The following is a 12355-nucleotide window of genomic DNA, read 5'->3' as shown; positions in this document are numbered from 1 at the left end:
GCAGCTGCCACTATATAGGCGATCAGCGACCGATCTGCCCGCGATCGCGCAGAAAATGATCGGCCAGCACGCAGGCCATCATCGCCTCGCCGACCGGAACCGCGCGGATGCCGACGCATGGGTCATGTCGGCCCTTGGTCAGGATGTCGGTGTCGGCGCCCTTGCGATCGACGGTCTTGCGCGGGGTCAGGATCGAGGACGTCGGCTTGACCGCGAAGCGCACCACGACCGGCTGGCCGGTCGAGATGCCGCCGAGGATTCCGCCGGCATGGTTGGAGAGGAAGCGCGCTCCGTCATTGCCGGTCCGCATCTCGTCGGCGTTCTCCTCGCCCGAGAGTTCGGCGGCGCCGAATCCTGCACCGATCTCGACGCCCTTCACCGCATTGATGCTCATCATCGCGGACGCCAGATCGCTGTCGAGCTTGGCATAGATCGGTGCGCCGAGCCCGGGGGGGACGCCCTCGGCCGTGACCTCGATGACCGCGCCGATCGAGGAGCCGCTCTTCCTGATGCCGTCGAGATAGCTTTCGAAGAACGCCGCCTTGTCCTTGTCGGGGCAGAAGAACGGGTTGTTCGCGATCTCCTCCCAGTCCCACTTCTCGCGGTCGATCCTGTGCGGGCCCATCTGCACCAGCGCGCCGCGCACCTTCACGCCGGGCAGGATCTTTCGCGCGATCGCGCCGGCCGCGACGCGGGTCGCAGTCTCGCGCGCCGAGGAGCGGCCGCCGCCGCGATAGTCGCGCAGGCCGTACTTCGCCTCATAGGTGAAGTCGGCATGGCCCGGACGAAACTTGTCCTTGATCTCGGAATAGTCCTTGGAGCGCTGGTCGGTGTTCTCGATCAGCAGCGCGATCGGCGTGCCCGTCGTCACCTGCACGCCGGTCTCCGGATGCGCCATCACGCCGGACAGGATCTTCACCGCATCCGGCTCCTGGCGCTGGGTGGTGAAACGCGACTGGCCGGGACGGCGGCGATCGAGATCGTGCTGGATCTCCTCCACGTTGAGCGGAATCAGCGGCGGGCAGCCATCGACCACGCAGCCGATCGCAACCCCGTGGCTTTCGCCGAAGGTCGTGACGCGGAACATGTGGCCGAAGGTGTTGAAGGACACGAGATGCTGCCTGCTGGAAGTTAACGTCCATGCTGAATGTCAACATAGCACGTAACGCGCGGGAGCCCGGCGGTCAAACAGCCGCTTCGTCATTCCGCGCCGATGCAAGGCATCGAAACCGGGACCTCGAGATTCCCCGGAGCGGGGTTGCGTCCCTGAGGTTCGGTCCTGCGGACCGCCCCGGGATGACGGAGGAAGTTAACTATACTTCCGCAACTCCCCATCCCGGAACACATACACGGCGCCCTGCTCGATATAGAGGTCCGCAGCGCTCGCCGGGGTCTCGAAACCGAGCGCCACCATCAGCGCCCGTGCCGTGCCGCCATGGGCGACCACGACGGTGTCCGAGGTCACCGAATGGTACCAGTCGGTCATCCGCCTCTGCACATCGACATAGCTCTCGCCGCCGGGCGCCGCCACCGTCCATTTTTCGGCCTGGCGCCGCGCATAGATCGTGGGATCAGCGGCCTGCGCCTCGTCCAGCGTCGAGCCCTCCCAGGCGCCGTAGCCGATCTCGCGCAGCCGGTCGTCGCGCGCATAGTTGCCGGGCGCAAGGCCAAGCTCGGCGCGCACCAGCTCCATGGTCGCGCGGGCGCGGGTGAGCGGGCTTGCGACAAACGGCAGCGCGGCCGCCTCACGGCCGTCGCGCACCAGGAGACCGGCGAGGATCCGGCCGGCATGCGCCGCCTGCGCGCGGCCCCGCTCGTTCAGCGCGATGTCCTGTACGCCTTGCAGCCTGGCTTCGGCGTTCCACGACGTCTCGCCGTGGCGGATATAGTAGATTGTGGGCACCGGCATTCTCTGATGACTGGTCCGTGCTGAGCGAGATGCCGCGTGTTTCAGGCTACCTCATGCGGAGCACGTGGTAGCCGGAATCGAGTTGCCGCGTACAGCCCAAATCAGTCGCCGGTCAATGCGGCCTGCGCAGCCCGATGCCGCAGGAATAGTCACGCGATTCGGGTGTTATGCTGGACAAGGCGGTTGCCGCCGCGACCATTTGAAGACTGGCAGGGATGAGCGCGTTTCGTCAAAGTGTCGAGGCCATGATTCCGGCGCTGCGCCGCTATGCGCGTGCGCTCGCGCGTGACGCCGATATCGCCGACGATCTGGTGCAGGATACGCTGGTGCGCGCGCTGCGCTCGGAACGGCTGTTCCTCGGCGGCGACCTCAGGAGCTGGCTCTATACGATCCTGACCAATCTGAACAAGAACCGCCGGCGCTCGTTGGCGCGGCGGCCGCAGTTCATGCCGCTGCTCGACAACAATGCCGATGCCAGCGGCACCGAGGCGGAAGGGCGCGACATCGCACGCGCGCTGTCGACGCTGGTCGAGGAGCAGCGCTCGGTGCTGCTGCTGGTGATGCTGGAGGGCATGAGCTACCGCGAGGTCGCCGACATCCAGGGCGTGCCGATCGGCACCGTGATGTCCCGCCTCGCCCGCGCTCGCGCCCATGTGAAGGCGGCGCTCGACGGCGAGCGTCCTGCGCTGAGGCGGGTGAAATGACGAGTGCATAGGCGGCGGGCGGCGTGCCCAACATTATCAAAACGAGATTTGACAGAGACGACCGATATGACCACTCCAAAGATTCCCGTCACCGAAGACGAGCTTCATGCCTATGTCGATAACGAGCTGCCGGCCGAACGCAGCAGTGACGTCGAGGCGTGGCTGGCGACGCATCCCGACGACGCGGCACGGGTGCAATCGTGGCGCACGATGGCGGAGGCGCTGCATGCGCGCTATGATTCCGTGCTCGACGAGGCGGTGCCGAAGCGGCTCGAGCTCGAGCGGCTGGAGCGCCAGCCGCGGCGCTGGATCTATGCCGCCGTGGCGGCCACGCTGCTCGCCTTCGTCGCCGGCGGCGGTGTCGGCTGGATCGCGCGCGGCGCCACGGCTGCGCCGTCGGCCTTCCAGAGCTTCACGCTCGATGCCCTGGATGCGCACCGCCTCTACGTGGTCGAGGTCCGCCATCCCGTCGAGGTTCCCGGCAGCGAACGGGCCCATTTGCAGCAATGGCTGACCAAGCGCTGCGGCTGGGACGTCCGCGCGCCCGACCTTGCCGGGCTGAAGCTGGTCGGCGGCCGGCTGCTGCCGGGCCCGAGCGGGCCGGCGTCGTTCCTGATGTATGAGAGCGCGTCCGGCGAGCGCTTCACGGTCTACACCGCGAAGGCTGAAACCGAGGCGACCCAGATGCGCTACTCCGCCCAGGGCGGCGACGGCGCGCTGTACTGGGCCGATCGCGGCGTCGCCTATGTGGTCTCAGGCGGCAGCGACCGTGGACGCCTGACGCAGGTCGCGCAGGCGGTCTACGACCAGATGGAAAAGAGCGGCGGATGACCCCCGTAATTTTACGGGAAGTTCGGCCGCAACGGCGTTGAGTGAATCCAGCCTCACCCGGCGTCCCAATTCCGACATTGAAAATTTCGAATCGCGTCATTGGCGCGTCTCAATATCGCACCGGATGTTCACGCGAAGATGATCAGCGCCCGATCCGCCGATCGGCGCACGCGGCCTCGATTGGGGTTTGGTACCGCGCTGGTCCCCCTCTCGAGGCCGCACTCCTTTTTCCGCCGTCCCGGCCTGCCAGCTGCAGATGCGGACCCGGCGGTCTGCCTTCTTTTGACGCGTTCACGAGGGCTGTTGTCTACCCCGCAAGACTGCGGGGCAGGTCAGTTTCGCATCTTCTGCGCGTAACCCGGTGATTAGCCGAGATCGCTGCGCGGATTGTAGGGATGTCGATCGCGCCACGTCTGCATCAATGCCTCGAGATCGGCATCGTTCCCGTCGGGAAGGATGATACGGATGGTGACGTAGAGATCGCCCGGGACCCCCGCCTTCGGCAGTCCCTTGCCCTTGAGGCGGAAGGTGCGGCCGCTGGAGGTATTTTTCGGGATCGACAGTTCGACCGCGCTGCCGAGCGTCGGCACCCGGACCTTGCCGCCCAGCACCGCCTCGTACAGCGTCACAGGCAGATCGACCCTGAGGTCGTTGCCGTCGACCTTGAAGAACGGATGCGCCGCGATGCTCACGGTGATCAGGAGATCGCCGGGCGGATGGCCGGGCGCGCTCTCGCCCTGCCCCTTCAGCCGGATCTGCTGGCCGCTCATGACGCCGGCGGGAATCCTGACATTGAGTTCGCGGCCGGTCGGCAGCCGGACGCGCTTCTCGCCGCCCTTGACCGATTCTTCCAGCGTGACCGTCATCGCCACCGAGAGATCGAGGTCGACCCCGACGCCGCCGCCATCAAATTCGAACGGGCCTGATCGCCCGGCGCGGGCGCCGCCCCGGGTGGCGTTGCCGAACATGCTGTTGAGGATGTCCTCGAAGCTGCCGCCGCCCATGCCGGCACCGCCGGGTCCGGTGCGGAAGCTGTACTCGAAGCCGCCGGGACCGGCACGGCCGCCCGCACCGCCGCCAGGGAACCCCTGGAAGCGCGGCTTGCCCTCCGCATCGATCTCACCGCGATCGAACTGCTTGCGCTTGTCCTCGTCGCCGATGATCTCGTTGGCGGTGTTGATCTCCGCAAAGCGGGACGCCGCCCTCGGATCGTTCTTGTTGTTGTCTGGATGATGCTTCTTGGCGAGCTTGCGATAGGCGCTCTTGATCGTCGCGGCGCTGGCGCTCCGCTGCACCCCCAAGACCTCATAGGGGTCGCGCATCCGTCACGTCTCCTTCACGGGAAAATCAGCCTGAATCCGGAACCCAATCGGGCCCACTTTACCTTCATCTGGGGGTTCAGTGGCATTTATGCAACTAGCCTGGCGCCTAACCCGCCCGAAAAGCGGGTGGCCCTCAGGACTTTCTCCAAGGCTTGAGGGTATGGATTTCCCACCGTCCCTGTCCAGCCTTGCAGGCGGCGCCCTGCAACCAGCTCTCCGTCGATCCATTGACATAGCTGGCGAGGAAGTCCCGGCAGGTCCGGCCGTCCTCGCCCGAATAGGCCTGGGCCAGCGGCGTCACCGAGCCGCGCGCGCCGGTCTCGGGATTCTCCCAGGGCTGGCTGGCATCCTTGTCGCCCTTGGTCAGCACGTCGGAGACCGCGTTGCGGGCGAAGGCAAGATCGCTCTCGGTCGGCGCCCGTGCGTGAGCCGAGACAGGGCTGATCGAGCCCGTCATGTCGTTGTCGTCCAGTTTGGCCATGGCGTCGGTGCGCGACAGGCTGCATCCGCTGGCGCCGACGCCGATTAGAATCAATGTCACCACCGCGCCCGCAGGGCGGATCGCCGATAGGCCAACGCGCGCCCATGTCCTATATAGGGCTGATAACGCGTTCTGTGACGCGGGCAGACGCAAATCGGGACCCCTGACATGACCGACACGACCTCCATCAAACACCCGACACCGTTAACATCGGGTGATTTTACCGGGGCGGAGGAGCCGTTTGCGCTGTTCGCAGAATGGTTTGCGGAGGCGGCCAAGTCAGAGCCGAACGACCCGAATGCGATGGCGCTCGCAACCGTCGATGCCGACGGCCTGCCCGACGTGCGCATGGTGCTGATGAAGGGTTTTGATGCCGACGGCTTCGTGTTCTACAGCCACATCGCCAGCGCCAAGGGCCGCGAGCTCGCCGCGAATCCCAAGGCGGCCTTGCTGTTCCACTGGAAATCGCTGCGCAGGCAGGTGCGCATCCGAGGCCAGGTCACGCCGGTGAGCGATGCCGAGGCCGACGCCTATTTCGCAACGCGGCCGAAGCAGGCGCAGATCGGCGCATGGGCCAGCAAGCAGTCGCAGCAGCTGGAGAGCCGCTTCGCCTTCGAGCAGGCGATCGCCAGGATCGGCGCCAAATACGTCATCGGCGAGGTGCCGCGGCCGCCGGGCTGGAGCGGCTGGCGGATCACGCCGCAGCGCTTCGAGTTCTGGCACGACCGCCCGTTCCGCCTGCACGACCGCATCGAATTCCGCCGCGAGATCGAAGGCCACGCGTGGTCCAAGGTGCGGCTCTATCCCTGACGCCAACTTGTTTGAGCGAAAACCGGCCTCCACTCTTCCGGATCATGCTCTGGACGCCCTGCAACGCTGAAAGATCGACATGCCACGCCCATCCAACGCGCCGCGCCGCACGCTGCTCCTGACCGGCGCCAGCCGGGGCATCGGCCATGCCACCGCCATCCGCTTCTCGTCCGCCGGCTGGCGGGTCATCACCCTCTCGAGGCATGCCTTCCCGGAAGTCTGCCCCTGGGGCGCCGGACCCGAGGATCACATCGAGGTCGACCTCGGCAGCCATGACGACACCGTGCGTGCGATCTCCGAAATCCGCCGACGCCTGGAAAACGACGAACTGCACGCCCTCGTCAACAACGCCGCGATCTCGCCGAAGGCGACCGGCGGCGGGCGGCTCGGCACCATGGACACCGACATCGAGACCTGGACCCACGTCTTCCACGTCAACTTCTTCGCCCCGATCATGATCGCGCGCGGGCTGCTCGAGGAACTGAAGCACGCCAAGGGCGCGGTGGTGAACGTCACCTCGATCGCGGGTTCCCGCGTCCACCCGTTCGCGGGCGCGGCCTATGCGACCTCGAAGGCGGCACTGGCGGCCCTGACCCGCGAAATGGCCTCCGACTTCGGCCGGGTCGGCGTCCGCGTCAACGCGATCGCGCCGGGCGAGATCGACACCTCGATCCTGTCGCCGGGCACCGAGAAGATCGTCGACCAGCAGATCCCGATGCACCGCCTCGGCACGCCGGACGAAGTCGCCAAGATCATTTACGTTCTCTGTACGGAGACCAGCTCTTACGTGAACGGTGCGGAAATCCACATCAACGGTGGTCAGCACGTCTGAGAGCGGGACGAACGGTCGCTGCGGGGAAGGAGAGCGAGGCGATCCCGGCCGCCGCCGCGGCCTCAACTTGTGGGATTGCTTCGATTGCAGGTGCAACGACGCAAGGAGGCTTCTGCCTCGGAGGCTTCTGCCTCCTGAAGCGCTGGCTTCTAGTCCGCGTAGAACCGGCGCGGCTTCGTCTCAAGCGGCTGCAGCGCGAGCGTATTGAGCGCGCTGGAGCATTCGTCCTCGTCCTCGCCATCCATCAACGCAGCGCCACAGTATCGGCAAAGCTTCGGCGAGAGTGCCAGCACCTTGCCTGCTGCGCGGTTCTGTTGATAGCGCGCAAAGTCGATGACGTTACGCCGTGGCGTTATGGGTTTCTCAACCATTGCTGTCCTCCGGCTTCGAGACGCGCGTTATCGCAGACAAGTTTCGCCCAAACGTTCAGCGCAACGCTCAAATTTTAGGGGAGGAAATAAGGCGGCTGCCTCAATCCCAAAATGCGACGCAGGCGCTGGAGAAACGGGCGCCTCACAGCCACTTCTTCCACTTGAAGATCCAGTACGGCACGATCGCGGCTGCGAGCATCGCGACCAGCGCCAGGGGATAGCCGTGCGTCCATTCGAGCTCCGGCATGATCTTGAAATTCATGCCGTAAATCGAGGCGATCAGCGTCGGCGGCATCAACACGACCGCCATCACCGAGAACAGCTTGATGATGTTGTTCTGCTCGAGATTGACGACGCCGAGCATGGCATCGAGCACGAAGGTGATCTTGTTGGAGAGATAGGAGGCGTGGTCGGTCAGCGAGGCCACGTCGCGCTGCATGGTCTTGAGCTGCTCGCGCATGTCCTTCGACCATTTGACGCCTTCCACCACCGCGGACATGAAGGTGACGACGCGGCCGATCGAGACCAGGCTCTCGCGGACTTTCGAGGTCAGGTCGCCCTTGCGGCCGATCGTGATCAGGATCTGCGAATACCGCTTGGCGTTGCCGTGGCGCTCGCTCTCCGGCTCGAAGATGTCGTGGGAGACCTGATCGATATCGGCGCCGCAGCGCTCCAGGATGTCGGCGCAGCGGTCGATCACCGCGTCGAGCAGTTCCATCAGCACCATCTCGCCGGTGATGCCGGGGGCGCAGGCGCGCGCCAGCTTGTTCTCGACCAGCGCGAACGGCTTCGGCAGGTCGTAGCGCACCGTCACCAGGCGGTGGCCGGTCACGATGAAGGTGACGGCCGTGGTGCGCGGCATGTCGGTGTCGGACTGGCACATCAGCGTCGCCGTCATGTAGCGCGCGCTGTTCTCCAGGTAGAGGCGGCTGGAGATCTCGATCTCCTGCATGTCCTCGCGGGTCGGAACCGCGATCCCGGCCAGCTTCTCGACCGCCCGGTCCTCCTCCAAGGTCGGGTTCACAAGATCGATCCAGACCGCCGCATCCGGCAGCGATGTCAGGTCGGTCGCGGTGGACTTCTTGAGCGAGGTATCGGAGGGGACGAACACCGACAGCATAGAGAACTCCAGGACACGGGCGTGCAACGCGGCGGACTTAGCGCGATTCTGGCTGGCGCTTCATGACCGGTGAATTAACTGGACGTCCATCTTTGTGGCGGCCAGGCGGCGCTCCGCTTCGTCGACCGTTGCCTGTTTGCACAGAATTTGGCCCGACACCAGAAATCTTGCGGCAAAAAAGCCACAGATGGCGTCCCGCAACGCGGCAGAGTCATCTAAGCGCTGGGATTAACCGTGGGTTTCGGCGATAATGCCACGCAATGGAATCGTGGCGTTTTGGGGCGCAATCTTGGCGCTTTGAGACACAGATTTTCGATTGGAATGTAAATCATGTCGTCGCTCAAAGTTACCTTGGGATTCCTGGCCGGTGGCCTGTTGCTGTCGGGCTGCATGCAGGCCACGACCTACGAGGCAACCAACACTTCGAACTTCAAGCCCCACGACAAGGAACTCCTGGCCAAGGCCAGCTTCACCCAGACACCGGTTGCCGAGCCCTTCCGCCGCGCCATCGTCGAATATCACCGCAAGGAAGCCCCGGGCTCGATCGTGGTCGATTCCGACAATCACTACCTTTACTACGTGCTGAACGACGGCAAGGCGATCCGTTACGGCATCACCGTCGGCGAGGAGGCCATGGCCTGGTCCGGTATCGCCAAGATCGGCAGCATGACCGAATGGCCGGCATGGCACCCGACCCCCGGCGAAATCTCCCGCCTCGGCGTTCCCTCCTACGTGGCGCCGGGCCCGGACAATCCGATGGGGTCGCGCGCGATGTACCTGTACGCGGGCGGCAAGGACACGCTGTTCCGCATCCACGGCACCAATCAGCCGGAATATATCGGCGCGTCGATCTCCTCCGGCTGCATCCGCATGACCAACGTGGATGCCATCGACCTCTACAACCGCGTCAAGGTTGGCACCATCGTGGTGGTGCTGGAGCCGAAGCACGGCGACTCGCCGTACAATTCGCAAATGGCGCTGCAGGGCGGCGGCGGCAACAACACCGGCATCGCAACCACGACCTACTGATCCGCATCGCAAAGAGGGCGCCGGCTTTGCCGGCGCTTTTTGCTTGTGGTGTCGAGTGACGAAGAGTGACCCTGCCGTCTACTCGCCATTCTCCTTCTTGCCTTTCGCCTCGTCGTCCTTCTTCGCCACCTCGCGCGGCGGCGCCTCCTCCGGGCGCTCGGCGGGCAACAGCGGCGCGACCTGGGGCAGCGGGTCGTACACGTTCCACTGGCAGATCCGATAGTTGTTGTGCCGCTCCATCAGGTCGAGATGGATGTGGTCCTCGTGGTACCAGTCCGAGCCTGGGCCGAGCACTGTCGAGAACCGTGCACAGGCCGAATGCAGCACGGTTTCGCGCAAGGCGCGCGGCACGTTGCGATCGGTCAACGAGATCGACTTGCCGCTGGCAAGCCTGAACGCGCGCACGTCGAGCGCGTTGGCGCGGCCGTGCTCGGAGAGCGGCGCGCCGGCGACGCGGTTGCGGCCGCGGCACTCGAACGAATCGAAATTGTCGAGACCGGTGATCGCACTTCCGGACTCCTGCGCGAGCGGCGCGATGTCGGATCGGACCCAGTCGGCGATTGCCGCCGCCATCTTGCAGCGGAGGATCGCCGCCGGCGTCACCGTGACCTTGTGCTGGTCCGGCAGCACGATCGCTTCCAGCCGCACCAGATCCTCGCCGCCGCAGCCGCCGGCGCCGTGGATGTCCGGAATGCTCGGCGCGATCGCGATCGCCTCGGTCAGCGCCTGCCGGCAGGCCGAAAGCTGAGGCGCCGCCGTGGTGGCCGGCCTGGTCTCAGCGGGCTTGGTCTCAGCAGGCTTGGCCTCGGCAGGCTTGGCCTCGGCAGGCTTGGCTGCCTCAGCCGGCCTGGTCGAGCCGGCCGCAGCTGGCGTCTCGGACGCAGGCTGCTTGGCGTCGGCGGCGGCCGGAGCCTCGGCCGGGCGCGGCTTCGGCAGCGGCACGGCCGCGCGGCGGACGGTGGCATGCGGCCTGTGCGGACGGACGCCGAACAGGTCGTCCCACGGAAAGACCGCATGCCGGCGCGCGGCTTCCGCAGATCCGACTTGCATGCCAAGCCACAGCGCGGCCACGGCAACGGTAACCATTGCCGGGCGGGCGCGACGAAACGCGCCATCAGACCATTTTCGGCTTGCTTTCTCCGCGCTACAGTTCATGTCAGTTCCGTGATCTCACCAACGGCCGCCCAAGATGCCCGGGGGATCATGCGCGAGGATTTGAGGAGGGATTTGCGTATGCTTGGCTTGATGCAAGACTGGCCCTTGCTGTGTCACAAGATTATCGAGCACGCCGCGAAATATCACGGCACGCAAGAGGTCGTGACGCGGTCGGTCGAAGGCCCGATCCATCGGACCAATTACGCCGAAATCCACGCCCGCGCGCTGAAAGTTTCGCAGAGCCTGGAACGCGACGGCATCAAGCTCGGTGACCGCGTCGCCACGATCGCGTGGAACACCTGGCGCCATCTCGAGGTCTGGTACGGCATCATGGGGATCGGCGCGATCTGCCATACCGTCAATCCGCGCCTGTTCCCGGAACAGATCGCCTGGATCGTCAACCACGCCCAGGACCGGATCGTCGTCACCGACCTCACCTTCGTTCCGGTACTGGAGAAGATCGCCGGTCAACTGCCGAGCGTCGAGCGCTACGTGGTGCTGACCGACAAGGCCCACATGCCGGAGACCACGCTGAAGAACGCGATCGCCTATGAGGACTGGATCGCGGCCTCCGACGGCAAGTTCCAGTGGAAGACCTTCGACGAGAACACTGCGGCGGCGATGTGTTACACGTCCGGCACGACCGGCGATCCCAAGGGCGTTCTCTATTCCCACCGCTCCAACGTCTTGCATGCGCTGATGGCCAACTCGAAGGACGCGCTCGGCACCTCCGCTACGGACACAATGCTTCCCGTCGTCCCCCTGTTCCATGCCAACAGCTGGGGCATCGCCTTCTCGGCGCCCTCGATGGGCACCAAGCTCGTGATGCCGGGCCCGAAGCTCGACGGCGCCTCGGTCTATGAATTGCTCTCGACCGAGAAAGTCACCCACACTGCGGGTGTCCCGACGGTGTGGCTGATGCTGCTGCAATACATGGCCGCCAACAATCTCAAGCTGCCGGACCTGCAGATGGTGGTGTGCGGCGGATCGGCGATGCCGCGCTCGATGATCAAGACCTTCCTCGACATGGGCAGCCAGGTGCGCCACGCCTGGGGCATGACCGAGATGAGCCCGCTCGGCACGCTGGCGACGCTGAAGCCACCGTTCAACGAACGCGCCGGCGAGGAGCGGCTCGACATCCTGCAGACCCAGGGCTATCCGCCGTTCGGCGTGCAGATGAAGATCACCGACGACGCCGGCAAGGAACTGCCGTGGGACGGCAAGACCTTCGGACGCCTGAAAGTGTCCGGCCCCGCGATCGCGAAAGCTTATTTCCGGGTCGACGCCAACATCCTCGACGAGGAAGGTTATTTCGACACCGGCGACGTCTCCACGATGGACGAGCACGGCTACATGCGGATCACCGACCGCTCCAAGGACGTGATCAAGTCCGGCGGCGAGTGGATCTCGTCGATCGACCTGGAAAACCTCGCGGTCGGCCACCCCGCAGTCGCGGAGGCCGCCGTGATCGGCGTCCATCATCCGAAATGGGACGAACGGCCGCTCTTGATCGTGCAACTCAAGCAGGGCCAGAGCGCGACGCGCGAAGACATCCTGAAGTACATGGACGGCAAGATCGCCAAATGGTGGATGCCCGACGACGTCGCCTTCGTCGAGGGCATTCCGCACACCGCGACCGGCAAGATCCTGAAGACGGCACTGCGCGACCAGTTCAAGGACTACACGCTGCCGACCGGCGCTGCATAAACCAGGGGTGGCGCCATGCCCGGGCTTGTCCCGGGCATGACAGTCAACCAGGACGGTTCAACGCCCAATTCCCTTGAATTCGCC

At 65.3% G+C, this 12355-nt stretch carries 13 protein-coding genes; 6 read left to right on the top strand and 7 right to left on the bottom strand.

What is annotated here, in order from left to right:
• Window positions 1-22: 22 nt before the first annotated feature.
• A complete protein-coding gene (gene aroC, locus JQ586_RS05815; RefSeq protein WP_212393527.1) occupies window positions 23-1111 on the bottom strand; it encodes a chorismate synthase in 1089 nt (362 codons plus the stop codon).
• A gap of 198 nt (window positions 1112-1309) precedes the next feature.
• Complete coding sequence (locus tag JQ586_RS05810; protein WP_212393526.1) at window positions 1310-1909, bottom strand: histidine phosphatase family protein; 600 nt, start codon at window positions 1907-1909, stop codon at window positions 1310-1312.
• A 215-nt stretch (window positions 1910-2124) separates the two neighbouring features.
• On the opposite strand from JQ586_RS05810, the gene JQ586_RS05805 reads away from it, so the two are divergent.
• Window positions 2125-2613 carry a sigma-70 family RNA polymerase sigma factor gene (locus JQ586_RS05805; RefSeq protein ID WP_212393525.1) on the top strand — a complete coding sequence of 163 codons (489 nt, stop codon included), beginning with the start codon at window positions 2125-2127 and terminating at the stop codon, window positions 2611-2613.
• Window positions 2614-2679: 66 nt separating this feature from the next.
• Complete coding sequence (locus tag JQ586_RS05800; protein WP_212393524.1) at window positions 2680-3444, top strand: anti-sigma factor; 765 nt, start codon at window positions 2680-2682, stop codon at window positions 3442-3444.
• A gap of 365 nt (window positions 3445-3809) precedes the next feature.
• Here the strand turns inward: JQ586_RS05800 and JQ586_RS05795 are convergent, their stop codons facing one another.
• Together JQ586_RS05795 and JQ586_RS05790 are read right to left on the bottom strand one after the other, a co-directional pair.
• The gene (locus tag JQ586_RS05795; RefSeq protein WP_212393523.1) at window positions 3810-4766 is read right to left on the bottom strand and encodes a DnaJ C-terminal domain-containing protein; all 957 of its coding nucleotides are present in this window, start codon (window positions 4764-4766) and stop codon (window positions 3810-3812) included.
• Between the two features lie 133 nt (window positions 4767-4899).
• Complete coding sequence (locus JQ586_RS05790; RefSeq protein ID WP_249147294.1) at window positions 4900-5400, bottom strand: RT0821/Lpp0805 family surface protein; 501 nt, start codon at window positions 5398-5400, stop codon at window positions 4900-4902.
• Window positions 5401-5415: 15 nt separating this feature from the next.
• Here JQ586_RS05790 and pdxH point away from each other — a divergent pair, with 15 nt between their 5' ends.
• On the top strand, window positions 5416-6057 hold the full coding sequence (pdxH, locus tag JQ586_RS05785; protein ID WP_212393521.1) for a pyridoxamine 5'-phosphate oxidase: 642 nt from the start codon (window positions 5416-5418) through the stop codon (window positions 6055-6057).
• Between the two features lie 79 nt (window positions 6058-6136).
• Complete coding sequence (locus JQ586_RS05780; protein ID WP_212393520.1) at window positions 6137-6889, top strand: SDR family NAD(P)-dependent oxidoreductase; 753 nt, start codon at window positions 6137-6139, stop codon at window positions 6887-6889.
• A 149-nt stretch (window positions 6890-7038) separates the two neighbouring features.
• Here JQ586_RS05780 and JQ586_RS05775 read toward each other — a convergent pair whose 3' ends face one another.
• Both JQ586_RS05775 and JQ586_RS05770 read right to left on the bottom strand, forming a co-directional pair.
• Complete coding sequence (locus JQ586_RS05775; RefSeq protein WP_249147293.1) at window positions 7039-7260, bottom strand: hypothetical protein; 222 nt, start codon at window positions 7258-7260, stop codon at window positions 7039-7041.
• 142 nt (window positions 7261-7402) lie between these two features.
• A complete protein-coding gene (locus JQ586_RS05770; protein WP_212393519.1) occupies window positions 7403-8380 on the bottom strand; it encodes a magnesium transporter CorA family protein in 978 nt (325 codons plus the stop codon).
• 330 nt (window positions 8381-8710) lie between these two features.
• On the opposite strand from JQ586_RS05770, the gene JQ586_RS05765 reads away from it, so the two are divergent.
• The gene (locus JQ586_RS05765) at window positions 8711-9409 is read left to right on the top strand and encodes a L,D-transpeptidase (RefSeq protein ID WP_212393518.1); all 699 of its coding nucleotides are present in this window, start codon (window positions 8711-8713) and stop codon (window positions 9407-9409) included.
• Between the two features lie 78 nt (window positions 9410-9487).
• On the opposite strand, the gene JQ586_RS05760 is transcribed toward JQ586_RS05765, so the two are convergent.
• Window positions 9488-10564, bottom strand: a complete 1077-nt coding sequence (locus tag JQ586_RS05760; RefSeq protein ID WP_212393517.1) for an extensin family protein — start codon at window positions 10562-10564, stop codon at window positions 9488-9490.
• 78 nt (window positions 10565-10642) lie between these two features.
• Between JQ586_RS05760 and JQ586_RS05755 the strand changes: the two genes are divergently transcribed.
• Complete coding sequence (locus tag JQ586_RS05755; RefSeq protein WP_212393516.1) at window positions 10643-12271, top strand: fatty-acid--CoA ligase; 1629 nt, start codon at window positions 10643-10645, stop codon at window positions 12269-12271.
• The last annotated feature ends 84 nt before the right edge of the window (window positions 12272-12355 follow it).

The organism is Bradyrhizobium jicamae (assembly GCF_018130215.1).
Taxonomy (GTDB): Bacteria; Pseudomonadota; Alphaproteobacteria; order Rhizobiales; family Xanthobacteraceae; genus Bradyrhizobium; species Bradyrhizobium jicamae_A.
This window is presented reverse-complemented; position numbering and strand designations above follow the sequence as displayed.